Here is a 23999-nt window from a genome sequence, read left to right on the forward strand (position 1 = left end):
GGTTTCTAGCGTACCGTCCGCTAACCGCGCAGATAGTCCAATTGCGCGGCAACCGAGGTTTCCGCCGCCCAACGCACGGAAGGATCGACGTCGGGATACACCGCATCGGTGACAGCCTGGACCGCGGCCTCCGCTCCGAGTCGCGCGAGGGCCTCACGGATCTGGTCCAGGCGCATCTCCCGGTGGGCCCGATACTCGCGGCACACGGCGTCCACCGCCGGCAGGACGGGCCCGTGAGCGGGCAACAGAGTTGCCGGACCTAGTCCTTCAAGTGTGTCGAGGCTCGCGAGGTAGTCCCCTAGCCTGCCGTCGGGATAATCCAGGACCGTGGTTCCGCGTCCCAGAATGGTGTCGCCGGTGAGCACGGAGCCGTCAGGCCCGTCGCCGGGAAGATGAAAGCACACCGAATCCGAGGTGTGGCCCGGCGTGGCAAGGACGTGGATCTCCACGCCTGCTGCCTCGATGACCTCGTCCGCGCGGAGCGGATCCCCACCGTGGCAGTGCGCCGGGTCCACCGCACGGACGGGTGCACCGGTGATTTCGTGGAAGCGGGCGGACGCCTCGGTATGGTCCTTGTGGCGGTGGGTGATGAGAACAAGCTCAACCGATCCGCTGGCGGCCAGGGCCGCGAGGTGGGTTTCGTCGAGCGGCCCGGGATCGACGACCACAACTCCGGTAGCGTCCGGGGCGGCAATGACGTACGAGTTGGTCCCGTCGAGGCTCATCGGCCCCGGATTGGGCGCCAACCGTGAGCGGGTGAGGAAACTGCTGTTCTGGAAAGAGGCGTCATTGACCGGATTCACGGTTCCATCTTGGCACATGTCACATGCCCGGGCCTCGGAATTAGAGCAGATGCACAGGAGGTAAAAACGGCACACGACGTAGCATGGTGCCAAGGCGCCAGGACACATCGTGCGATCAAGAGATCGCCGGCAGGGCTGATTTGCAGCGTGGCTTGCCTTTGAACGGATGCAGAGGAGTGATCGAATTGTTGCGGACTCAAATCCCTCGAAGAGGACTCCTTTGGACCACGACGGCGATCGCAACCGTTTGCCTTTCCGTCCTTGCGATCCTTAGTGCTTGTTCGTCCGACGCCGGACCTCGCGCCGCCGCAGCGGAACCTTCGGTGGTGATCATCGGGGATTCCCTCAGCACCGGACACGGCACCTCACCCGCTGACGCGTGGCCAAACCTCGTGGAGAACGATCCCGCTTTTCAACAGTTCCAGGCAACCATCGTCAATGCCGCGCAGGATGGAAGCGGCTACGTCAGCGTCGGCGAGGACGGATCGACCTTCGGTTCCCAAGTGGACGGGGCAGTAACTGACTCCACGCGTTTGGTGGTGTTCTTTGGTTCCGAAAATGACATAGGTGCCGCTCCGGGCGAGACCGAGGTTGCAGCGGCACGGGCTTTCGCCTCAGTCAAGGTCCGGGCTCCGCACGCCGACATCCTGGTGATAGGTCCGCCGTCGTACACGAGCACCCCGGAATCGGAAAGACTTGAGATCCGGGACCAGGACAAAGCCGCTGCCCAGCAAGCAGGCGCCGACTTCGTGGATCCCATAGACCTCGGCTGGATCATGGGCGATGCCGAGAACCTCATTGGGCCCGACGGCGACCACCCCTCGGCTGCCGGCCAACAGTACCTGCAGGCCAAGATGGAAGCGCTCATCGAACCGCTGATCCAAGGGCCCCAGCCCCAGTAGCCCCGATCTTCCAGCCAGCCGACTGTTCCGGGGTGAAACGACGACCCGGTGAAACGCCGACGGCGGCCTGCCCACCGAAGTGGGAGGCCGCCGTCGGGCGCTCTCAAAGACAGGGCCCACGCCGGCGAGGGACCCGAGCCGAGCTTGCGAGGCTTGGGAGCCGGTAGGGCCCACGCCGGCGAGGGACCCGAGCCGAGCTTGCGAGGCTTGGGAGCCGGTAGGGCCCACGCCGGCGAGGGACCCGAGCCGAGCTTGCGAGGCTTGGGAGCCGGTAGGGCCCACGCCGGCGAGGGACCCGAGCCGAGCTTGCGAGGCTTGGGAGCCGGTGGGGACTTAGGCCAGGCGGGTCAGCCAGCCGTGCTTGTCCTCGACCGTTCCGGTCTGGATGCCGAGCAGCTGCTGGCGGATGGCCATGGTGGTTTCGCCTGCCTTGGCGTCCTCGGAGCCGATAAACTCGGTCTTGTCCTTGAGCACGCCAATGGGAGTGATGACGGCCGCGGTTCCGCACGCGAAGACCTCGGCGATTTCACCGGAGGCCACGCCGTCGCGCCACTCGGCAAGGGTGATCTTGCGTTCGGATACTTCGCGGCCCATGTCCTTGGCCACCTGGATGACGGAGGATCGGGTCACGCCTTCAAGGATGGTTCCGGTGAGCGCCGGGGTGACAAGCGAACCGTCCTTCATGACGAAGAAGACGTTCATGCCACCGAGTTCCTCAACGGCGTCGTCATTGAAGTGGTCCAGGAAGAGGACCTGCTTGCAGCCGTTCTCCTCGGCCTCCATCTGCGCGATCAGGGAGGCAGCGTAGTTTCCACCGCACTTGGCAGCACCCGTGCCGCCGCGGCCGGCGCGGGCGTATTCACGGGAGATCCAGATGGACACCGGCTTGAGTTCGCCGCCGAAGTAGTTGCCGGCCGGGGACGCGATGACCCGGAAGGAGACCTCGCGGGCTGCACGGACACCCAGGAAGGCCTCGGTGGCGATCATGAACGGGCGCAGGTACAGGGCTTCGCCGTCGCCGGACGGAACCCATTCCTTGTCCGCCTGCACGAGTTCGCGGATGGCGCCGAGGAAGTACTCCTCAGGCAGTTCCGGGAGTGCCAGGCGGCGGGCCGACTTGTTCAGGCGGGCAGCGTTGGCCTCAGGACGGAACGTCCAGATGGAGCCGTCAGCGTGGCGGTATGCCTTGAGGCCTTCGAAGATCTCCTGGCCATAGTGCAGCACTGCCGCCGAAGGATCCAGGGAAATCGGTCCGTAGGCTTCGACGCGGGCACTGTGCCAGCCGCCCTTGCCCTCGGTGTCAACGCTGTAGTCGACAATGACGGTGTTGTCGGTGAAGTAGTCGCCAAATCCCGGGTTTGCCAGGATAGCTGCACGCTCCTCAGCAGACTTCGGGGTCTCCGAGAGCTGCTGGCTGAATTCGACGCCGTGGGCAGTCTGAGTCATGTTTCCTCCAGTCGGCTACCTGGCAGAGCGAACCATCTCTTGGAGGATATGGTTCAGCGACGGACCACGGCAGCAGGTAAATAATTCAAGTAAAGCTTACGCCCGAGCACAGGCCCTAAAGTGCGGCCGCGATAGCGTCGCCGATGGCCGCGGTGCTACGGCTCTCGCCATTGCGGCTTTCGATGTCGGCCACGACGGCGGCTTCGATCCGGCGGGCGGCCGTGGTGTAGCCGAGGTGGTCCAACAAGAGGGCCGCGGACAGGATGGCGGCGGTTGGATCCGCTTTCTGCTGGCCCGCGATGTCCGGAGCGGAGCCGTGGACGGGTTCGAACATGGAGGGCGCCGTGCGGTCCATGTTGATGTTGCCCGAGGCTGCGAGTCCGATGCCGCCGGTGATGGCCGCGGCAAGGTCCGTGATGATGTCTCCGAAGAGGTTGTCGGTGACGATCACGTCGAAGCGGGAGGGGTCGGTCACCATGAAGATCGTGGCGGCGTCGATGTGCAGGTAGTCGTGGGTGACCTCGGGGAATTCCCTGGCCACAGCCTCGACAGTGCGCTTCCACAAGTGGCCGGCGAAGACCAGGACGTTGTGCTTGTGGACGAGGGTGACGTGCTTGCGGGGCCGCTCGCTGGCGCGGCGGAACGCGTCACGGACAACGCGCTCGACGCCGTGGGCCGTGTTCAGTGACACCTCGGTGGCGACCTCATGGGGGGTGCCTCCGCGCAGCGTGCCGCCGTTGCCGACGTACGGGCCCTCCGTGCCCTCGCGGACCACGATGAAATCGATGTTGCCGGGGTTGGCCAGTGGGCTTCCGACCGTGCCGTAGAGGCGTGAAGGGCGCAAGTTCACAAAGTGGTCCAGGCTGAAGCGGAGCTTGAGCAGCATCTCGCGTTCAATGATGCCGGAGGGAATGCGGGTGTCCCCCGGGGCTGCACCGACGGCGCCGAACAGGATGGCATCGCGAGTGCGCAGATCGGCCAGGACCTCGTCCGGGAGGGTCTCCCCTGTTTCAAGCCAGTGCTGGGCTCCAAGCTTGTACTCGGTCTGCTCCAGGGTGACGCCTTCTTCGGCGACAACCTTTTCCAGGACCTTGAGGGCTTCGGCAATGACTTCGGGGCCAATGCCGTCGCCGGGAATGACGGCCAGATCGATCGTTGCGGCGGGGTGCGTTGCGCTCATGTTTTCAGAGTGCCAAGGCATCCACATGCTGGTCAAAATCGTCTCAGTATTTGAACCCTCCGGATCCTCTCCGACCACGGCATGATGTGGAGGGGCAACACCGCCGATAGAGTTCTTGGGTGGACAGACGGCACGCGATATACAACTGGTTCCGGAGCAACCCCTTCAAGCTGGACCTGGCCGCGATGCTGCTGCTTCTCCTGCTCTTTGGTCCCGTCTACCTCATTGCCGGACACCCGGAGCTGTTTCTGGTTTCCTGCGGACTCATTCTGCCGCTCGCGTGGCGGCGGGTACGCCCGGTGTATGCGGCCGCCGTCGTGGTTTTCGTCTGCCTCATCCAGTGGGCGCTGGCCCTGGAACCGGTCGCCGGACAAATTGCCGTACCCCTGGTCATCTATGCGACTGCCGCCTACGGCCCGTCCTGGGCAAGCCGCGCCGTTCTGGGCTTGGGCCTCCTGGGAGGCGTCATGCTGACCACCCGCCTGTACTCCGGCACACCAGGGATCGGGATCCTCGGCCTGACGATCGGAGCCCTGTACACGGTACTGATCTGGCTTCTGGTCCTGGTCAGCTGGACCATCGGCGATCTCACCAGGGTCCGCCGGCTTCAGCTTCAAGCTCTCGAAGACCGCACCCGGCGCCTCGAGATCGAACAGCAACAAGAGCGCCAACTGGCCGCAGCGGATGAGCGATCGCACATCGCACGGGAAATGCACGACATCGTGGCACATTCGCTTTCGGTCATCATTACCCAGGCCGATGGAGCCCGCTACGCGGCAGCAGCCAATCCGGCCCTCGCCACCGAGGCCCTCGCCACCATCGCCGCCACGGGCCGCAGCTCCCTCGGTGAAATGCGCCGCCTGCTCGGCGTGCTCCGCTCCGACGATGCTTCCCCCACCCGCCCCCAGCCCGGACTTGGCGATCTCGACGAGCTTCTCCTGGGTTTCCGCGCCGCCGGCCTCCAGGTCTCCTTCGAACAGAGCGGTACACCCCGGCGCCATTTGCCTCCCGGCGCCGAACTCACGGCCTACCGGGTGGTCCAGGAAGCACTCACCAACGTCATCAAGCACGCCGGCCCGCGTGCCCGCGCCACAACGTCCCTCGAATGGCAGCCCCGCGGGCTCCAGATTGACGTGCACGACGACGGCCGGGGCGCCGCCGCCGACCCTGCCCAGCGCGACGGGGAAAGGGTTGCTCGGAATGGCCGAGCGCATCTCCCTCTACGATGGTTCCTTGGCCGCCGGCCCGACGACGGGCGGCGGCTTCCACATTTCCGCTTTCATCCCCTATTCGGAGGCTTAAGACATGCCGGCAGAGCACCACCCCATCCGCGTTGCACTTGTTGACGATCAGCAGTTGGTGCGCTCCGGATTCGGAATGCTCATCAACTCGCAGGCGGATCTGCAGGTTGTTGCGGAAGCAGGCAACGGCATCGAAGCCGTCCAGGCCCTGGCAGCCACAAGCGCCGACGTGGTCCTCATGGACGTGCGCATGCCGGGAATGGACGGGATCGAGGCCACCCGCCGCATTCTGGAGAACGCGGCGGCCCAGCCTGCCGGATCCCGGCGCCAGGACATCAAAATCATCGTGCTGACCACCTTCGACCTCGACGAATACGCTTTGGCGGCCATCCAGGCAGGAGCCAGCGGGTTCCTCCTCAAGGACGCGCCGCCCGAAGAACTCCTGGACGCGATCCGCACAGTGCACCGCGGCGACGCCGTCATCGCACCCTCCACCACCCGCCGGCTCCTGGATCACGTTGCGCCGCTGCTGCGCGCCCGGACACCGGAACAGGAAGGTCACGCTGCCGCCGTCGAACGCCTCACCGCCCGTGAGCGCGAAGTCTTCGAACTGATCGCGCAGGGACACTCGAACCCCGAAATTGCCGCAGGCCTGTTCTTGTCCGAGGCCACGGTGAAGACCCATGTAGGTCATATCCTCGCCAAATTGGGCGCCCGTGACCGTGTGCAGGTGGTCGTGATCGCCTACGAGACCGGAGTGGTAACACCCGGCGACTAGGCCGGTCCTCCTACCGACCGGCGTCCTACCGGCGGCGCTCCCGGCTCAGACCACGGTATGAGCGGTGCGCGCGGACAATCGCCCCGCAGCCCGATCCGGAGGCCCTTGCCTGGAAAATAGCGTGGAAGCATGACGACTTTCACTCCGCTCCCCCGCCCCTCCGGCCCCGAGGCTTTCCCCGCAGCCCCCGCCGTCGAAGCCTTCAATCTGACGAAGGGCTACGGCCAGGCCGATACCCGGGTCACGGCCCTGGACGACGTCAGCGTCAGCTTCCAATCAGGCCACTTCACCGCGATCATGGGACCCTCCGGTTCGGGCAAATCCACGCTCATGCACTGCCTTGCGGGACTGGACACCGCGGATTCCGGCAAGATCGTGCTGGGCGGTACCGATATCACTGCTCTCAACGACCGGCAGCTCACCGCGCTGCGCCGCGAACGCATCGGCTTCGTGTTCCAAGCCTTCAACCTGGTTCCGACCCTCACCGCCGAACAGAACATCAAACTGCCGCTCGCACTTGCCGGAACCACCGCTGACTCCGAATGGTTCGACTACGTCGTGGGAACCCTCGGACTCAAGGACCGGCTCACGCACCGCCCGCACGAGTTGTCCGGAGGGCAACAGCAGAGGGTCGCCGTCGCGCGCGCCCTGCTGACCCGTCCCGACGTCGTCTTCGGCGACGAGCCGACAGGCAACCTGGACTCAAGGGCAGGTGGCGAAGTCCTGGGTCTGCTGCGGCGCAGCAGCAAGGAACTGGGCCAGACCATCATCATGGTGACTCACGACCCCGTCGCGGCGAGCTATGCGGACCGGGTTGTGCTGATGAGCGACGGCGGACTGGTGGGCGAGCTCCACGACCCCACCGCAGAGTCCGTGCTTGCAGCCCTCGGCAAGCTGGGGGCCTGAGGATGCTCCGCGTTGCCCTGTCCCAGTTATCCACCCACTTCAGTCGGTTCGTCGCGATCGGACTGGCCGTGATGCTGTCAGTGGTCTTCCTGTCTTCCACCCTGATGGTCGGAGCCAGCACCCAGGCGACTCTTGGTGCGAGCGTCGGCGAGGCGTACCGAAAAGCCGACCTCATCGTGAGTCCAGGGCCTTCCGGTGCCCTGCAGCAAAGCGCTGTTGATGCCGCAGCATCGGCCCCGGCTGTCCAGGACAGCTACGCCGAGCGCCTCGCGCCGGTCATGTTCACTGCGGCCGGTGACGAGCAGTACGGCCAGCTCCGCAGCCTTGCCCCCGCCAGCATGGAGCCCTCCGTCCTGGCCAGCGGCGCATACCCCTCCGCAGCAAACGAAGCCGCTGTGGACGTCAAGACCGCAGATCGATTCGGCCTCAAAGCGGGCAGCGTTCTTGAGCTTCAGTCCCCTGGCTCCGGGCGTTCCGGGGAGAAACCACGGACGTCGATGGTCAAGATCACAGGGCTGGTCCAGTCCAGCAACGATCCTTTCTCGGCGTCGGCTCCCCAGCTCGTGGCGACTGCGGGCACGGTGTCTTCCTTGGGTGATGCGGGCGCGGGATACTCCGCACTTCAACTCGTGCTCAAGCCGGGCCAGGACACGGCGTCAGCCAAGGACTACCTCGCCCGCCGCCTGGATGCTGCGGGAGCCGATGGCGCTACCGTGCAGACCGCACAGGAAAAGGTGACTGCCGCCGTCGCGCAAATGAGCGGCGGCCACGACCAGCTCACCATCATCCTGCTCGCCTTCGCTGGCGTCGCGATCCTTGTTTCCACTTTGGTGGTTGCCAATACTTTCTCCGTCCTTATTGCCCAGCGCACCCGGGAACTGGCGTTGCTGCGTTGCCTGGGGGCTGGGAAGGCCCAGATTCGTTCCTCGGTGCTTCTCGAAGCGCTTGTTGTTGGATTCATCTCCTCAGTGCTGGGCGTCCTCGCAGCCACCGGGCTCATGGCCGCCCTGATCGCCTGGGCGCGGACCACCCCGGACAAGGCCTTCGCCACCCTGGCCGTCCCGCCGTCGGCAATCATCGCCGGGCTGGTCGCCGGAACCGTCTTGACCGTCGTCGCCGCCATGGTCCCCGCCAAAGCGGCGACCGCCGTCGCGCCCTTGGCCGCCCTGCGGCCCGCCGACGACGCAACAGTCAACAACAAGCGTGGCAGGTTCCGCTTGTGGATCGGCTTGGCCGCGCTGGTGATCGGAGCACCTGTCCTCGTCCTGGGAGCGATGGCCAACCTGCTGCCCGTCGCGATGTTGGCCGGAGCGTTGTCCTTCATCGGGGTGCTGTTGTGCGCCAGCCTGTTTGTCCCGCCGCTCGTGGCGGCCGCAGGGCGTCTCGCTGCTCCGGCCGGCGTTCCCGGAAAACTCGCGGCCGTCAACGCAGTCCGCAACCCGGCCAGGACGTCGGCCACCGCCTCCGCCCTGTTGATCGGGGTGACGCTCGTGACCCTCATGATGACCGGGGCTGCCACATCCCGACAAGCCTTCAACACGATGCTCGCCGAGAACTACCCCGTGGATATGGCAGTGAACTTGGGCAACGGCGGCTTGGGCGCGCCGCCCGCGACGGGCAAGACCGATATTGTCGGTGCGGTCGAGAAGGTCAAATCGATCACCGGCGTCGAGGCCGCCGTGCTGTTGCGTCCGGTGGGAACCATCTCCGGGACGGGAAGCCCCGCGGATACCCGTGCGGTTTACGCCATCTCCTCCGATGACGCCGCACGGATCCTTCGGGACAAGGCACTGCGCCCTGCACCGGGTTCCGTGTACCTCCCCGAAGGATCGAAACCGGGTACGACGACGATCTCCGCCCAAGGCGGTTCGCTCACCTTGGACTCGGTGGTGCTGCGGAGCCGGAACATCGAACCCTTGGTGGACAGTGCGGACGCCGCAAAGCTTCCTTCCCGGGAGATCCCGGCGGAGAGCGGGACCGTGTGGCTCAAGCTGAATGACAACCTCGGAGCCGACCAAGTCCAGAGCATCCGAAAGGACGTCGCAGCGGAATTCGGCGTGCCCGACGCAAATGTCAGTGGAGCTGCCATGGAACGCGTCACCTTCAACAGCATCATCGATGTCCTGCTGCTGGTGGTGACCGGGCTGCTGGGTGTCGCGGTCGTGATCGCCCTGATTGGTGTCGCCAACACGTTGTCCCTCTCCGTTCTGGAAAGGACGCGTGAGAACTCCCTCCTGCGGGCACTTGGCCTGAGCAAGGGACAATTGCGCGGAATGCTGGCGATCGAGGCGGTCCTGGTGGCAGGCGTGGCGGCCGTGATGGGCTCGGCGCTGGGCATCCTGTACGGATGGCTGGGCGCAAAGGCCTCGCTCGGCCCCGTGGTGGAAGTAGTGCCGGCCGTGCCTTGGCTGCAACTGCTGGGCGTATTCGCCGTGGCAGTAGTGGCCGGACTCCTCGCGTCCGTTTTGCCTGCCCGACGCGCAGCGCGCCTGTCGCCCGTACAAGGCTTGGCAACGGTGTAGGCCGGGCAGCCCTCCTCCGACGCTCGCTCACTTACAGGGCATTTTCCTTCGATCCTCGCTCACATATGGGCGAGAAAAAACGAACGCTCCTTCAGATCTGCCGGACTGGCCGGACGGATCTGAAGGAGCGTTTGCGTAATGCACCACAAAAGCGAGCGGGCGTCTGCGTCACGCACCACAAAAGTGAGCGGGCGTCTAGGGCTCGGCGGGCTCCTCGTAACGCGGGAAGACCGGGGCCGGGGCCGGGAGCTGCGTGCCGGGGACGATCGGCGTGGCGATGGCAGCGAATTGGCGGGCCTCGCCTTCCGGCTGTCCCAGCACCTCAAGCAGCTTGGCGGCCGACGTCGGCATGATCGGTTGGGCGAGGATCGCCACGATGCGGACAACTTCCAACGTGACGTACAGGACCGTGTTCATGCGCTCGACGTCGGTCTTGCGCAAGACCCACGGGGCCTGCTCGGCGAAGTAGGCGTTGGTGTCACCGAGCACGGCCCAGATTGCCTCGAGGGCGCGGCTGAATTCCTGCTTCTCGAAGGCAGCGCGGGCCACGTCCAGCAGTCCGCCGGCCTGGGCCAGCAGCGCGGTGTCCTCGGCCGAGAATTCGGCGGGAACAGGCACCTTGCCTTCGCAGTTCTTGGCCACCATGGACAGCGAACGCTGTGCGAGGTTGCCGAAGTTATTGGCAAGGTCTGCGTTCATGCGGCCCACGATAGCCTCGTGGTTGTAGCTGCCGTCGGCGCCGAAGGGCACTTCGCGGAGGAAGAAGAAGCGCACCTGGTCCAGACCGTACTGCTCCACGAAATCCTTCGGAGCCACCACGTTGCCGAGGGACTTGGACATCTTGACGCCATTGTTGGTCAGGAAGCCATGGATCATGACCCGCTTGGGCAGTTCCAGGCCGGCACTCATCAGGAAGGCGGGCCAGAAGATGGCGTGGAACCGGGAGATGTCCTTGCCGATGATGTGGACGTCCGCCGGCCAGAACCTGCGGAACGCTTCCGATTCGGCATCCGGGTAGCCGACTCCCGTCAGGTAGTTGGTCAGGGCATCAACCCACACGTACATAACGTGCTTGTCGTTCCCCGGCACCGGGACGCCCCAGTCGAAAGTTGTCCGGCTGATGGACAAGTCCTGCAGGCCCTGCTTGACGAAGCTGATGACCTCGTTGAAGCGGTACTGCGGGGCGCCGAATTCCGGCTGCTCCTCGTACAAAGCCAGCAACTTATCCTGGTAGGCGGACAAGCGGAAGAAGTAGCTCTCCTCCGCGGTCCACGTCACTTCGGTGTCGGTACCGAGCGAGTATCGGACGCCGTCGTCCTTCAGTATGGTCTCGTCCTCGGTGTAATAGGCCTCATCGCGGACCGAATACCAGCCCTCGTACTTGGACAGGTAGATATCCCCCTTGGCTTCCATCTTCTTCCAGATGGCCTGGGAGGCAGCGTAGTGATCTTCATCCGTGGTGCGGATGAAGCGATCGTACGAGATGCCCAAGGCGGCGTGGGCAGCCTTGTAGATTTCGGCATTCCGGTCTACGAGTTCCTTGGGGGTGATGCCTTCCTTTTCCGCCGCCTGGGCAATCTTCATGCCGTGCTCGTCCGTACCGGTCAGGAACATCACGTCGTAGCCGTCGAGGCGCTTGAACCGGGCCATCGCGTCGGTGGCAATGTACTCGTAGGCGTGGCCGATGTGCGGCACGCCGTTCGGGTACGTAATGGCGGTGGTGATGTAGAACGGGGGTTTTTCTGGAGACGTCACTCTACGAAGTTACCTTCTCTTGGAGATGGAAAGACCGGACCGGCCGCATGTGACGGCCGGTCCGGAGGCATCGGCTGCTAGTTCAATTCAGTCAGCGTATCGCTGAGCCGGACCAACTCGTGGTCGTGCGACGCCACCAGTACGGCAATACCGTCGTTGGTGGTGTCCTTCAGGATGCTGATGATGCGGTTGGCCGAGGTACGGTCCAGGCTGGCCGTGGGCTCGTCCACCACCAGGACGCGGGTGCCGAGGATCAGGGCGCGGGCGATGGCGACACGCTGGCGCTCACCGCCGGACAGCTGCGCCGGACGGTGGCGCATTCGCCGGCCCAGTCCGACCAGGTCCAATAGGTCCTTGGCCATTTCGGTGCGCTGCTCCACTTCGCCGTCGGGAACGGCCGGCAACAGCACGTTCTCCAAAGCACTCATGCCATCGATCAAGGCACCGCCCTGGTCCACGTACCCGATCAGCGCGCGGCGGCGGTCGGCGATTTCGTCGTCGCCCATCTTCTCGAGGGAGTCGCCTTCCCAGAGGACCCGGCCCGACGTCGGAAGCGTGAGTCCCGCGCCCACCGTCAGGATACTGGTCTTGCCTGAGCCGCTTCGCCCGGCGATGCAGTGCATCTCGCCGGCGTGGAGGGTGAGGCTGAAGTCCTCGACGACCGTGACCGGCTCGGCACCGCCCTTGTCCCCGCCATAGCGGATGGTGATGTTGGCCAACTGAAGGGGCGTAGCGTGGTCCGCCGCCTTGACGATGGTGTTGGCGCGGGTCTGAAACGACTCGTCGGTGGATTCCGTGGTCGGGGTCAGATCGGGATGAAGATTGTCAGTCATTTGACCACTTTCGTTGCAATGGGAATCCAGCAAAGTACGGCCAGCACTCCGGCCAAGGCGGCCCAGAGCGCAGCATAGGGAGCGAGCAGCAGGCCTAGGCCCAACGCCCCCACGACGCCCAGGATCAGGGCCACAGCTCCGACCAAGGCATTTTCGAAGAACCGGACCTGGCCAAGCATGTCCGGGTTCCAGCCCATGGCCTTGAGCGTGCTGAGTTGCTCGCGCCTGGCCTGGAGTTCGAACCGACCTGTGACCAAGGTCAGGACGAGGCCCACGAGAACCCCGCTGACCGCCAGGATGACGCTCGGCAGAGCGATGGTGGCCGACGCCAGTCCGCTGAGCGCACTGGCTCCTGCTGCTCGTGGAATATCAATCAGCAAGGCGATCAGGGCACCAACGGCCGCTCCGAACACGCCCACGGCCACGGCGAGTGCCACTGAGCTGAATCGGTGGGTGACGAGTTGGCGGTACGCAAACGTCAGCGGCGAATCCACGGCGATGAGGCGTTCATCGTGTTGTGGTTCCTGATCTATGACGTCACGGTGCCGCAATTGCTGGGCCGCGATGTAGGCGGCAGCGGCGTAAAGGACCAACACAGAGGCGGAAACAATGACCGTAGCCAGGTTCCAGCTCAAGAGGCTCAACGCTATGCCTGCCACGGCAACGATCGCCGCACCGATGCCGAATTCCTCAAGGACCCAACTGCGGATCTTCCTTTGGGTCCAGCCCATGGCCCGGAGGATCCCGGCTTCGCTTCGTCGTTGACGGATGTAGCTGACCGTGGAAGCGCCTGTCAGCAAGGTGGCTCCGCACAGTGTCAGGAAGAGGAGGGTGATGTTGGTCCCGGTCAGCGAGCCGGACACGGCGTCTGCCGCATCCTGCCGGACCCACGACTGCTGGACGGTGCCGAGTGCGGACTCCTTGCCGGCGTCGTCCTTGGAGTACCCGGGGACGAAGATGTTGGCGTCTTCGCGTGCAGAACCGGCCACCACGGTGGCTTCGAGTCCCATGTCACGGATCTGGGCTGCGAGCTTGTCGACCTCCGGCTGAGCCTGCTTCCAGTTGCCTGCGGCACTGGCGCGGACCCGCACGGCATCGATCACGTCGGCGTTGGTGTTGTACCCGCGCGCCGCGGCAAGACCGTAGTAGTCGGTGATGGCGCCGGCGGACTGGCTGACAAGACCTGTGGCACTCAGCGAAGGCTTGAGGCCCTTGGCTGCGGTGTCGCTGCCTGCGGCGTCCTTTTGGAGCGTCATCGGAGCGGGGTCATAGCCGCCCAAGGGCAACTTGTTGACGTCACCCGCTGCTTGCTGGATCTGGGCCGGATCAAAGGTCCCGTAAACCATCGGCAAGGGCGTGGCGGGCTTCGATCCCGTGGGAAGGTTCTCGCGGTACGAGCGCTCATCGACGGGCTTGCGTTGGGCCTGGTCCACCATCGCCCCAAAGGCTGACTTCTCGGGCAGCTTGTTGACGGTCACCCAGTCCCCCGGCGTGGCAGACTTGCCGACGGCGCCATTCGCCGAAGTTTCGCCGTCCTTGTACTTGGGTGCGGCCGCGAAGTCCGTGCTCCACTGGGCGGGCTGGTAGAGGCCCCGGCTGAAGTTGCCGGTGTTGCCGAGCAACTGGCTGTGGTCGGTGGATCCAGGCCATTCCAGGGCGAACGGCGACTTGGACACGAAGGGCAGGTAGTCCTTCTCCAAGGAACGCGAGACAGTGCCGACGTCGTTGACGACCTTGCCGGAATCGTCGATTTCTTCGATCTTCACCGAGTACTTCAGATCCAACGACGTTCCCTGCCGGACGATCAGGGGAATGGCCTGCGAGGAATCCGTGATCTGGCCGGACAGCTTGGCCTGCTGGTACTGGGTCATGAGGGGCGCCCAGTACTTGAGCTTGACGCCGAGGAAATCCGGGCCCTGTTCGAGCTCTTGCTGCGTGGGGCTCTTGGCGAAGAGCTGCTCAAAGTAGCGGCCGATGGCGCCCGCGTTGCGGGTGTCGGCAGGCGGTGCCTTTTGCAGCGGCGCCAGGAAGTCACCGGCGGAGCCAAGGAGGGCACGTTCGGCCGTCGGGTCGACGGCGACCACGGATTCAGTGACCTGCGGAGCCATGGGAAGCGCCACCGAGAGGTTGAAGAGGTTGTGCTCAGAGCCACCGGCAGGTGCAGGGAACTTAATCCCGGTCTCCCCTGCTGGGCCGGCAATGCGGATGCTCTTGCCTCCGGCGGTCTGCTGCTCAACAACCTGGCCTTTGCCCAGGGTGCCTTCGGCACTGGTCTGGAACAGGGTTTGCTGGGACACTCCATCGGAGCTCACGGCAGTGGCTGTCAGGCGGTACTTCTTGGGCTGGGCGGAAAGGACGGATTCCGGCGCTGGCCACTTCTTGGAGTCCGTTCCGGTCGGGTCTCCCGCAGTGGCACCACCAGCCAGGCCCGCGTTGTAGCCAAGGTAATCCATCGCATCAAGCCGGGGGTCTCCAGGTTCTGTGTAACCCGGGAGACGAGGCTGATGGGGGCGGCGACGGACGTGCCCCCCAGCCCACGGATCTTCTCGAGTTGCTGGAAGCTGATGCCGCCCTGGCCGTTGGCGATGTCCGGCTGGATGAGTGCCCCGCCGTCTTTGGTACTCCCGGCCTTGGCCTGCACCAGGATGTCGTACAGGCCTCGTGAGTTCTCATCCACCGTCCGGTTCAGCGCGGCCTGCGACTGACTCTGTATGAATACGGACAAGCACATGGCGACGATCAAAATGGCCGCGGTCAACAAAAGCACGCGGCTTCTGATGAACCTCTGGACGGCGTTCATAGGGCTCCCTGAGTCCTGGATTGCGGGTGCGCACACTGCTCTCCCTGGATCCATGCCGAGGCAATAGGAATCCACTGGGTGTGTGCAAAAGGTATTGGCCGGCCTGCCGGCGGATCCGAATTTCGGACCAAGCCATTGTAGGCAGACCGGCCAATGGTTTGTGGCCGATGTGAACTGCGGCACACGATTTTAGCTCAAACGGTGCGGACGCTAGTCCTCCAGATCCACTTCACGAACCATGTCGGCACCGATGCCGGCCTTGATGGCTTCAAGGACCTGCTGCGGTACGGAAGTGTCGATCGTCAGCAGCGCCAGGACCTGACCGCCTTCACTCTGGCGGGCCACCTGCATGCCACCGATGTTGATGTTGTTCATGCCGAGGATGTGCCCGATGGTGCCGATGACGCCCGGACGGTCAGCGTAGGAAACAACGACCAGGTGCTCGCTGATCGGGATTTCGACGTCGTAGCCGTTGACGCCCACCAGCTTCTGGACCTGCTTGGGTCCAGTCAGGGTACCGGCCACGGAGATCTGGGAACCGTCGCTGAGTGCGCCGCGGATGGTCAGGACGTTGCGGTAGTCCTCGGCTTCCGACGTCGTGATCAATCGGGTGTTGATGCCGCGCTGCTCGGCAATGACGGGCGCGTTGACGTAGGAGACCTGCTCGGTTACGACGTCGGCGAACACGCCCTTGAGAGCGGCGAGCTCGAGGACCTTCACGTCCAGGCTGGCGATTTCGCCCGCGACCTCGACGTCGATCTGGGTCAGGGATGCGTGGGTCAGTGCCGTGAAGATCCGGCCGAGCTTTTCGATGAGCGGAATTCCGGGGCGAACGTCGGAAGCGATCACACCGCCCGCAACGTTGACGGCGTCGGGCACGAGTTCGCCGGCGAGGGCGAGCCGTACCGACTTTGCCACGGAGACGCCGGCCTTTTCCTGGGCCTCATCGGTGGAGGCCCCCAGGTGGGGGGTCACGATGACGTTGTCCATGCCGAAGAACGGGAGGTCGGTGCTCGGCTCCTTGACGAACACGTCGACGGCGGCGCCGGCGATCTGGCCGTCTTCCAAGGCCTCGTGAAGGGCTTCCTCGTCGATCAGGCCACCACGGGCAACGTTGACCACGTAGGCCGTTTCCTTCATCTTCTTGAAGGCATCGGCGCCCAGCATGCCCACGGTTTCCGGGGTCTTGGGCATGTGGATGGTGATGAAGTCCGACTTCTCCAGCAGCTCGTCCAAGGTGACCAGCTTGACGCCGAGCTGCGCTGCACGGGCGGAGGTGATGTAGGGGTCGTAAGCCAGGATCTCGGTCTCGAAACCCTGGAGGCGGGCAGCCACGAGGGCTCCGATGCGTCCGAGGCCGATGATGCCGATCTTCTTTTCGAAGAGCTCGATTCCCGTGTACTTGGACCGCTTCCACTCGCCGCCCTTGAGGGCGGAGCTGGCCTGCGGGATGTGGCGGGCAAGGCTGAGGATGTGTCCGACCGTAAGTTCGGCTGCGGACACAATGTTCGACGTCGGGGCGTTGACCACCATGACACCGGCCTGGGTGGCGGCCTTGATGTCCACGTTGTCCAGGCCGACGCCGGCACGCGCGATGATCTTGAGGTTCTTGGCTGCGGCAATTGCCTCGGCGTCCACCTGGGTGGCTGAACGCACCAGGATGGCGTCGACGTCGACGATTGCGGAGAGCAGCTGGGAGCGGTCCGCACCGTCGGTTTGGCGGATCTCGAAGTCCGGACCAAGGGCCTCGATCGTGGCGGGCGAAAGTTCCTCAGCGAGGAGTACTACTGGCTTGGTGCTAGTCACCGGTGACCTCTTTAGCTCTCTTTTTTCAGGTGGGGTTTTGGTGAAACGATTCTTTGACGACGAAGGCCGGACCCGGTATACCGGGTCCGGCCTCCATGCCGGGCGGCTTCATTCCGAGCCTATCCCGAACGGCGTTCTGTGTTGAATTGCTACGGCTCCTGCCGCGGCTTCAACGGGTGCCTTGATTAGCGGGCTGCAGAGCCTTCGACGTAGTCCTCGTCCTGCTGCTGCCAGGAGAACAGGGAACGCAGTTCGCGGCCGACACCTTCGATGGGGTGCTGCTCTGCCTTGGCGCGCAGTTCCTTGAACTCGACTGCGCCGTTGTCCTGGTCGTCAATGAAGCGCTTGGCGAAGGCACCGGACTGGATGTCGGCGAGGACGCCGGCCATGTTTTCCTTGACCCGGGGGTCGATAACGCGCGGTCCCGAGACGTAGTCTCCGTACTCTGCGGTGTCGGAAACGCTCCAGCGCTGCTTGGCAATGCCGCCTTCCCACATGAGGTCAACGATGAGCTTGAGCTCGTGAAGAACCTCGAAGTAGGCGATCTGCGGCTGGTAGCCGGCCTCGGTCAGGGTCTCGAAGCCGTACTGGATCAGCTGGGAGACGCCGCCGCACAGGACAGCCTGCTCGCCGAAGAGGTCGGTTTCGGTCTCTTCGGTGAAGGTGGTCTTGATGACGCCGGCGCGGGTGCCGCCAATGGCCTTGGCGTAGGACTTGGCCAGATCCCAAGCGGAACCAGTGGCGTCCTGCTCCACGGCGATGATGTCCGGAATACCGCGGCCGGCTTCGAACTCGCGGCGCACGGTGTGGCCCGGAGCCTTCGGGGCGATCAGGATGACGTCAACGCCCTCCGGTGCCTCGATGTAGCCGAAGCGGATGTTGAAGCCGTGTGCGAAGGCAAGGGCCTTGCCGGCGGTCAGCTTGTCCTTGATGGAGTCGTTGTAGATCGAGCGCTGGTGCTGGTCAGGAGCCAGGATCATGATGACGTCGGCCCATTCGGCGGCGTCGGCGACGTTCTTGACCGTGAAGCCTGCGTCCTCGGCCTTGGCGATCGACTTCGAGCCTTCCTTGAGCGCGATGACAACCTCGACGCCGGAGTCGCGCAGGTTCAGCGCGTGGGCGTGGCCCTGGGAACCGTAGCCGACAATGGCAACCTTGCGGCCCTGGATGATCGACAGGTCTGCATCGTCGTCGTAGAACATTTCAGTCACTTGCGTAACTCCTTTGAGTGGATTTCTTTGTAGATATTGTCTGTGGTGCGTTGTTGGGCGGCTACGCAGTGCATTACGCGCTGCGAAGTGCCCTGTCACTCATGGAGCGGGATCCCCGTCCAACGGCCAAGGTGCCGGACTGCACGATTTCGCGGATGCCGAAGGGCTCGAGCACAGAAAGCAGCGCTGCGAGCTTTTCCGGAGTACCGGTTGCCTCGATAACCACCGAGTCTGTGGAAACGTCAACCACTGAGGCACGGAACAAGTCTGCAGCTTGGGTGACTTGCAGGCGTGTCGCGGCATCCGCACGTACCTTGACCAGGATGTGGTCACGTTGCACGGAAGATTCTGGGGTCAGCTCGACAATCTTGATCACATTGATCAATTTGTTGAGCTGCTTGGTGACCTGTTCGATCAGGTCGCCATCGGCGTCGACGACGACGGTCATCCGGGAAATCCCGGAGACTTCGGTGGGGCCGACGGCCAGGGAGTTGATGTTGAAGGCGCGCCGGGCGAAGAGGCTGGCCACGCGGGTCAGCACGCCGGGCTTGTCTTCGACCAGAACGGACAGTGTGTGGCGGCTCATGGCTAGTCCTCCTCTTCCCATTCCGGGGTCATGTTGCGGGCAACCTGGATCTGGTCGTTGGAAACTCCTGCGGGGACCATCGGCCACACCATGGAGTTCGGGCTGACCACGAAGTCGATGACCACAGGGCGGTCATTGATTTCCAGGGCCTTCTGGATGGTGGCGTCGATGTCTTCATCCCGCTCGCAGCGGAACGCAGCACAGCCGTACGCGTCCGCCAGCTTGACGAAGTCGGGGATACGGACGGTGTCGTGGCCGGTGTTCAGGTCGGTGTTGGAGTAGCGGCCCTCATAGAAGAGGGTCTGCCACTGGCGCACCATGCCCAGCGAAGAGTTGTTGATGATGGCAACCTTGATGGGAATCTTGTTGATGGCGCAGGTGGCCAACTCTTGGTTGGTCATCTGGAAGCAACCATCGCCGTCGATCGCCCAGACCACACGGTCCGGTTCACCGACTTTGGCACCCATGGCTGCCGGCACGGCATAACCCATGGTTCCGGCACCGCCGGAGTTCAGCCAGGCATGGGGACGCTCGTACTTAATGAACTGGGCGGCCCACATCTGGTGCTGGCCAACGCCTGCAACGTAGATGCCTTCCGGGCCCGTGAGCGCACCAATGCGTTCGATGACCCGCTGGGGGGCACTGAGTCCGTCTTCCGGCTCGGTCCAACCCAGGGGGTAGGTATCGCGGAGGTTGCTGAGGAACGCCCACCAACCGGCGAGGTCCGGGGTGCCGGATTGCTCGAATGCGTTGCGGACAGCCTCGCTCAGTTCCGGAATGATCTCCTTGACGGAGCCCACGATCGGAACGTCGGCCGTGCGGTTCTTGGAGATCTCCGCAGGGTCAATGTCCGCGTGGATGATCTTTGCGTGCGGAGCGAAGGTGCTGAGGACACCCGTCACGCGGTCGTCGAAGCGCGCACCAAGGGTGATCAACAAATCAGACTGCTGCAGTGCGGTAACCGCGGAAACCGTGCCGTGCATGCCGGGCATGCCGACGTGCTGGGGGTGGGAATCCGGGAACGCGCCGCGGGCCATGAGTGTGGTCACCACGGGAGCGCCGGTGAGTTCCGCGAGCTCACGCAGTTCGGCCGAAGCGTGGGCCTTGACCACTCCGCCACCGACATACAGGACGGGCTTGCTTGCCGCAGCGATCAGCCGGGCAGCCTCGCGTACCTGCTTATTGTGGCCGCGGACCACCGGACGATAGCCCGGCAAATCGATCTTGGGCGGCCAGGAGAAGGTCATGGTGCCCTGCTGGGCGTTCTTGGCGATGTCCACCAATACGGGGCCGGGACGCCCGGTGCTCGCAAGGTAGAAAGCCTCCGCCATGACATGCGGAATGTCGTTGGGATCCGTCACCAGGAAGGAATGCTTGGTGATCGGCATGGTGATGCCGACGATGTCTGCTTCCTGGAAGGCATCAGTGCCAATGACGGAAGCCGATACCTGGCCGGTAATCGCAACGAGGGGCACGGAGTCCATGTGGGCATCCATGATGGCGGTAACGAGGTTGGTGGCACCGGGGCCCGAGGTGGCGATGCAGACGCCAACCCGTCCGGTAACCATGGCGTAGCCTTGCGCTGCGTGGCCGGCTCCCTGTTCGTGACGGACCAGGACGTGATTCATCTTGGAGGCCATCAAAGGGTCATAGGTGGGGAGGATCGCGCCACCGGGCAAACCAAAAATATCGTCCACGCCGAGTTCTTCGAGCGAGCGGACAATAGCTTCCGAGCCGGTCATCACCGTTGGGGGTACAACGTTGTTCGGCCCGAGTACAGGAGAGAGAGTTGCAGCATTGTCGACGACGGCGTCAGCCGGACGGTCGACCTTTTCCGGAGCTTTGGGGGCTCCAGCGGACTTTGCAGCCATCAGCGAGGGGCTGATCGGCGATCCTTTGCTCATCGGACTCTTCCTTTGGGGATCTTCAATTAGTGAAAGTTACTGCTTGGGTACTGCGTTCATGCGGGTTCTTGCTAATGCGCCGTCCCCTGAGGGAAATAAAAAAACCCCTCAGCCTTTCGGCTCTTCGAGGGGTTGCGCGTGACGGTTCGTTACCAGTCGGGCTAGGAAGCCACGCGCTTGGTAAGTACGACAGTGCCCACGGTGGCGCCGACAGTAACGAATGCGATCATGCGTTCAGTGTTCCCTCTTTGTGAGATAAGTGTCAAACGGTGAAGGTGTCATCTCACGATGTGGACCTCATTGTCCACGGACTGGTCCTCCCTCGGACGCTCACCCAAGTGACTCGCAGTTGTTGTCGTTATGAGGCGTCAAAACGACAACAACTGCGAGTCAGTTGGGAAGGGCTGGAACCAGGAGCTGCTAGCCGCAGTAGGCGCCCGTGGAGGCGCTGTGCACCAGCTTGGCGTACTTGGCGAGGACACCCTTGGTGAACTTCGCCGGGAGGGGCTCCCAGCCGACCTTGCGGGACTCAAGCTCGGCCTCGTCCACCAGGAGGTCGAACGAGCGTGCAGCGATGTCCACGCGGATCTTGTCTCCATCCTTGACGAAGGCGATAGGGCCGCCGTCGACGGCTTCCGGCGCGACGTGGCCGATGCAGAGACCAGTTGTACCGCCGGAGAAGCGGCCATCGGTCAGAAGGAGCACGTCCTTGCCGAGGCCTGCGCCCTTGATGGCACCGGTGATGGCGAGCATCTCGCGCATGCCCGGGCCGCCCTTGGGTCCTTCGTAGCGGATCACGACGACGTCCCCGGCCTTGATCTCGCCCTTGTCCAAAGCGTCGAGGGCGCCTTGTTCGCGCTCGAACACGCGAGCCGTGCCTTCGAAGACATCGGCGTCAAAGCCTGCGCTCTTGACGACAGCGCCTTCCGGCGCCATGGAACCGTGCAGGATGGTGATGCCGCCGGTCTTGTGGATCGGGTTGTCCAGGGCGCGCAGGATCTTGCCGTCGAGGTCCGGCGGGTTGATGGAGGCCAGGTTCTCGGCAAGGGTCTTGCCGGTGACCGTGAGGCAGTCACCGTGCAGCAGGCCCGCGTCGAGCAGTGCCTTCATGATGACCGGCACGCCGCCGATCTTGTCGACGTCGGTCATCACGTAGCGGCCGAAGGGCTTGAGGTCGCCCAGGTGCGGGATCTTGTCGCCGATGCGGTTGAAGTCGTCCAGGGTCAGTTCGACTTCGGCTTCGCGGGCGATTGCGAGCAGGTGCAGGACAGCGTTGGTGGAACCGCCGAAGGCCATGGTGACGGCGATGGCGTTCTCGAACGCCTTCTTAGTCATGATGTCCCGCGCGGTGATGCCGAGGCGGAGCAGGTTGACCACGGCCTCGCCGGACTTGCGGGCAAAGTCATCACGACGGCGGTCTGCCGAGGGCGGAGCGGCCGAGCCCGGCAGGGACATGCCGAGGGCTTCGCCGATGCACGCCATGGTGTTGGCCGTGTACATGCCGCCGCAAGCGCCTTCGCCGGGACAGATGGCGCGTTCGATGCGGTCCAGGTCTCCGCGGCTCATCTTGCCGGCAGCGCAGGCCCCAACGGCTTCGAAGGCGTCAATGAGGGTGACTTCCTTCTCCGAGCCATCCTCGAGCTTGACCCAGCCCGGCATGATGGAACCGGCGTACAGGAACACACTGGCGAGGTCCAGGCGGGCGGCGGCCATCAGCATGCCCGGAAGGGATTTGTCGCAGCCGGCCAGCAGGACGGAGCCGTCAATGCGCTCGGCCTGCATCACGGTCTCGACGGAGTCGGCAATGACTTCGCGGGAGACGAGCGAGAAGTGCATGCCCTCATGGCCCATGGAAATTCCGTCCGAAACGGAAATGGTGCCGAACTGCATGGGGAAGCCACCGCCGGCGTGAACGCCTTCCTTGGCGCCCTGGGCGAGTCGGTTCAGCGAGAGGTTGCACGGCGTAATTTCGTTCCACGAGCTCGCGACGCCGATCTGGGGCTTGGCGAAGTCGTCATCGCCCATGCCTACGGCCCGGAACATGCCTCGCGCGGGGGCGGCATGGATGCCGTCCGTTACGACCCGGCTGCGTGGCTTGATGTCCGGCTGGTTGTCTGTCGCAATTGGGGTGTGGTCACTCATGGGCACGAGTCTATGACTCTTGGGCTGTGGCCAACGAACACGATGGGCGGGTTGGGGCAAATTTAGCGCTATTTCCTTCAATATTTCATTCAAATAGTGGACACTCGTCTCAATATGTGAGACAGCCTAAGGCTGCACCACCCTCCGGGTGTCACTCGTCACTCAATCGAAGCTCCTGGGCAATCACTGCGGCCTCCTCCTGAAGCAGGCTGAGAGTCTGCCTGATGGTGGTACGGGCAGCCACTTCCGGACGGGCAAGGGCCACAATGCTGCGGCTCGCGCGGACCCCTGTGAGCGGCCGCAGGACCAACCGCTTACCCTGGTTGGCGCGGGCAGTGTAGCGGGGAAGAAGGCAGATTCCGTGACCCGACCCGACCAGGGCCTCGAGGACCCGGAGGTCGGGGTACCGCTGGCCCCGCACCGCCGTCGTACCCGCTTGGAGCTCAATCTGCCGGAGCACGGTGTCAAACGGAAAGCCGACAGGAACGCCAAGCCACGGGTAGCCCACCACGTCATGGGCCGTCAGCCGCGCCTTGGCCGCGAGCTCGTGGCCCGCCGGCATGGCGACGTCCAAGGCTTCCTCCAGCAGTGGAAGCACCTCGAGGCCGTGCCGGGCGAAGACTTCCGGACCGTCCACGCTGTGGGCGAGGACGATGTCGTAATCCGCTGCCAATCCGGCGAAACCGTCCGTTCCGGGATCCTCGAAATGGGCTTCGAAATGCAGCCCTTCAATAGCCCCGACACGGTGCAATAGTCCAGGCAACAACATCTCGGCGGCGCTCGGGAAGAAGGCTGCCCGGATGTGGGCCTGCCACCCCCGGCGATAGGTGTCCACCGTCGATTCCGCCCGAGCCATCGCCGTGGCGACGTCGGCAGCCGCTCCCGCCATTGCGTGGCCCGCCTCGGTCAGACGGACTCCCCTACCATCCTTCTCCACGAGAACGACGCCGAGCTCCTCCTGGAGCGTCTTGAGCTGCTGTGACACCGCGGAGGCTGTGACGTTCATCGCTTCCGCCGTGGCGCCGACCGTCTGCCGGTCCGCCAGTTCGCGGAGGATGCGCAGCCTCTTGAAGTCCATGAAGACACCCTAGGGGATGCGGCTCCCACCTCAGTTCCTTCCAGCAGGGGCACCGGAGCGATGCGGACACGGCGCGCGCCTCGAATCGATTGACAAACCTAGACAG

The 23999-nt window shown here is 64.2% G+C and carries 15 protein-coding genes and 2 pseudogenes; 5 read left to right on the forward strand and 12 right to left on the reverse strand.

Going from position 1 to position 23999, the window contains the following annotated elements; all coding sequences use genetic code 11:
• Nucleotides 1-20: 20 nt before the first annotated feature.
• Nucleotides 21-803, reverse strand: a complete 783-nt coding sequence (locus tag ACX5I4_RS13390; protein ID WP_461837082.1) for an MBL fold metallo-hydrolase — start codon at nucleotides 801-803, stop codon at nucleotides 21-23.
• A gap of 326 nt (nucleotides 804-1129) precedes the next feature.
• On the opposite strand from ACX5I4_RS13390, the gene ACX5I4_RS13395 reads away from it, so the two are divergent.
• Nucleotides 1130-1705 (forward strand): SGNH/GDSL hydrolase family protein, encoded by a 576-nt coding sequence (locus ACX5I4_RS13395; protein ID WP_461837083.1) that lies wholly within the window; start codon nucleotides 1130-1132, stop codon nucleotides 1703-1705.
• Between the two features lie 333 nt (nucleotides 1706-2038).
• On the opposite strand, the gene ACX5I4_RS13400 is transcribed toward ACX5I4_RS13395, so the two are convergent.
• A complete protein-coding gene (locus ACX5I4_RS13400) occupies nucleotides 2039-3151 on the reverse strand; it encodes a branched-chain amino acid aminotransferase (protein ID WP_461837084.1) in 1113 nt (370 codons plus the stop codon).
• A 115-nt stretch (nucleotides 3152-3266) separates the two neighbouring features.
• Nucleotides 3267-4331, reverse strand: a complete 1065-nt coding sequence (locus tag ACX5I4_RS13405) for a 3-isopropylmalate dehydrogenase (protein WP_461837085.1) — start codon at nucleotides 4329-4331, stop codon at nucleotides 3267-3269.
• A gap of 119 nt (nucleotides 4332-4450) precedes the next feature.
• On the opposite strand from ACX5I4_RS13405, the pseudogene ACX5I4_RS13410 reads away from it, so the two are divergent.
• The 4 genes and pseudogenes from ACX5I4_RS13410 (at nucleotide 4451) to ACX5I4_RS13425 (ending at nucleotide 9778) form a co-directional block, all read left to right on the forward strand.
• Nucleotides 4451-5633 (forward strand): annotated as a pseudogene (locus ACX5I4_RS13410) (sensor histidine kinase).
• Between the two features lie 3 nt (nucleotides 5634-5636).
• Nucleotides 5637-6350 carry a response regulator gene (locus ACX5I4_RS13415; RefSeq protein WP_461837086.1) on the forward strand — a complete coding sequence of 238 codons (714 nt, stop codon included), beginning with the start codon at nucleotides 5637-5639 and terminating at the stop codon, nucleotides 6348-6350.
• Between the two features lie 129 nt (nucleotides 6351-6479).
• Complete coding sequence (locus ACX5I4_RS13420) at nucleotides 6480-7256, forward strand: ABC transporter ATP-binding protein (RefSeq protein ID WP_461837087.1); 777 nt, start codon at nucleotides 6480-6482, stop codon at nucleotides 7254-7256.
• A gap of 2 nt (nucleotides 7257-7258) precedes the next feature.
• The gene (locus tag ACX5I4_RS13425) at nucleotides 7259-9778 is read left to right on the forward strand and encodes an ABC transporter permease (protein ID WP_461837088.1); all 2520 of its coding nucleotides are present in this window, start codon (nucleotides 7259-7261) and stop codon (nucleotides 9776-9778) included.
• A gap of 195 nt (nucleotides 9779-9973) precedes the next feature.
• Here the strand turns inward: ACX5I4_RS13425 and metG are convergent, their stop codons facing one another.
• The 9 genes and pseudogenes from metG to ACX5I4_RS13470 all read right to left on the reverse strand — a co-directional run bounded on the left by metG (nucleotide 9974) and on the right by ACX5I4_RS13470 (nucleotide 23893).
• Nucleotides 9974-11533, reverse strand: a complete 1560-nt coding sequence (gene metG / locus ACX5I4_RS13430; protein ID WP_461837089.1) for a methionine--tRNA ligase — start codon at nucleotides 11531-11533, stop codon at nucleotides 9974-9976.
• A gap of 77 nt (nucleotides 11534-11610) precedes the next feature.
• Complete coding sequence (locus ACX5I4_RS13435) at nucleotides 11611-12366, reverse strand: ABC transporter ATP-binding protein (RefSeq protein WP_461837090.1); 756 nt, start codon at nucleotides 12364-12366, stop codon at nucleotides 11611-11613.
• Nucleotides 12363-15166, reverse strand: a pseudogene (locus ACX5I4_RS13440) (ABC transporter permease). Before ACX5I4_RS13440 ends, ACX5I4_RS13435 begins: the two are co-directional and overlap by 4 nt.
• 210 nt (nucleotides 15167-15376) lie before the next feature.
• The gene (gene serA / locus ACX5I4_RS13445) at nucleotides 15377-16972 is read right to left on the reverse strand and encodes a phosphoglycerate dehydrogenase (protein WP_461837091.1); all 1596 of its coding nucleotides are present in this window, start codon (nucleotides 16970-16972) and stop codon (nucleotides 15377-15379) included.
• Between the two features lie 185 nt (nucleotides 16973-17157).
• Nucleotides 17158-18183 carry a ketol-acid reductoisomerase gene (gene ilvC, locus ACX5I4_RS13450; RefSeq protein ID WP_461837092.1) on the reverse strand — a complete coding sequence of 342 codons (1026 nt, stop codon included), beginning with the start codon at nucleotides 18181-18183 and terminating at the stop codon, nucleotides 17158-17160.
• Nucleotides 18184-18256: 73 nt separating this feature from the next.
• Nucleotides 18257-18769 (reverse strand): acetolactate synthase small subunit, encoded by a 513-nt coding sequence (gene ilvN, locus ACX5I4_RS13455; RefSeq protein ID WP_236811607.1) that lies wholly within the window; start codon nucleotides 18767-18769, stop codon nucleotides 18257-18259.
• Between the two features lie 2 nt (nucleotides 18770-18771).
• Nucleotides 18772-20673 carry an acetolactate synthase large subunit gene (locus tag ACX5I4_RS13460; protein ID WP_461837093.1) on the reverse strand — a complete coding sequence of 634 codons (1902 nt, stop codon included), beginning with the start codon at nucleotides 20671-20673 and terminating at the stop codon, nucleotides 18772-18774.
• Between the two features lie 420 nt (nucleotides 20674-21093).
• Complete coding sequence (gene ilvD, locus ACX5I4_RS13465) at nucleotides 21094-22815, reverse strand: dihydroxy-acid dehydratase (protein WP_345449920.1); 1722 nt, start codon at nucleotides 22813-22815, stop codon at nucleotides 21094-21096.
• A gap of 151 nt (nucleotides 22816-22966) precedes the next feature.
• Entirely contained in the window at nucleotides 22967-23893 is a 927-nt protein-coding gene (locus ACX5I4_RS13470; protein WP_461837094.1) for a LysR family transcriptional regulator, read from the reverse strand.
• Nucleotides 23894-23999 lie beyond the last annotated feature (106 nt).

It is taken from the genome of Arthrobacter sp. MMS24-S77 (assembly GCF_054888235.1).

Excerpts from the sequence above, each read along its gene's own strand:
- ACX5I4_RS13415 (WP_461837086.1), top strand. The coding sequence starts at position 5,637 with ATGCCGGCAGAGCACCACCCCATCCGCGTTGCACTTGTTGACGATCAG.
- ACX5I4_RS13400 (WP_461837084.1), bottom strand. The coding sequence starts at position 3,151 with ATGACTCAGACTGCCCACGGCGTCGAATTCAGCCAGCAGCTCTCGGAG.
- ilvN (WP_236811607.1), bottom strand. The coding sequence starts at position 18,769 with ATGAGCCGCCACACACTGTCCGTTCTGGTCGAAGACAAGCCCGGCGTG.
- ACX5I4_RS13460 (WP_461837093.1), bottom strand. The coding sequence starts at position 20,673 with ATGAGCAAAGGATCGCCGATCAGCCCCTCGCTGATGGCTGCAAAGTCC.
- ACX5I4_RS13470 (WP_461837094.1), bottom strand. The coding sequence starts at position 23,893 with ATGGACTTCAAGAGGCTGCGCATCCTCCGCGAACTGGCGGACCGGCAG.
- ACX5I4_RS13435 (WP_461837090.1), bottom strand. The coding sequence starts at position 12,366 with ATGACTGACAATCTTCATCCCGATCTGACCCCGACCACGGAATCCACC.
- ilvD (WP_345449920.1), bottom strand. The coding sequence starts at position 22,815 with ATGAGTGACCACACCCCAATTGCGACAGACAACCAGCCGGACATCAAG.
- ACX5I4_RS13420 (WP_461837087.1), top strand. The coding sequence starts at position 6,480 with ATGACGACTTTCACTCCGCTCCCCCGCCCCTCCGGCCCCGAGGCTTTC.
- ACX5I4_RS13405 (WP_461837085.1), bottom strand. The coding sequence starts at position 4,331 with ATGAGCGCAACGCACCCCGCCGCAACGATCGATCTGGCCGTCATTCCC.
- ACX5I4_RS13425 (WP_461837088.1), top strand. The coding sequence starts at position 7,259 with ATGCTCCGCGTTGCCCTGTCCCAGTTATCCACCCACTTCAGTCGGTTC.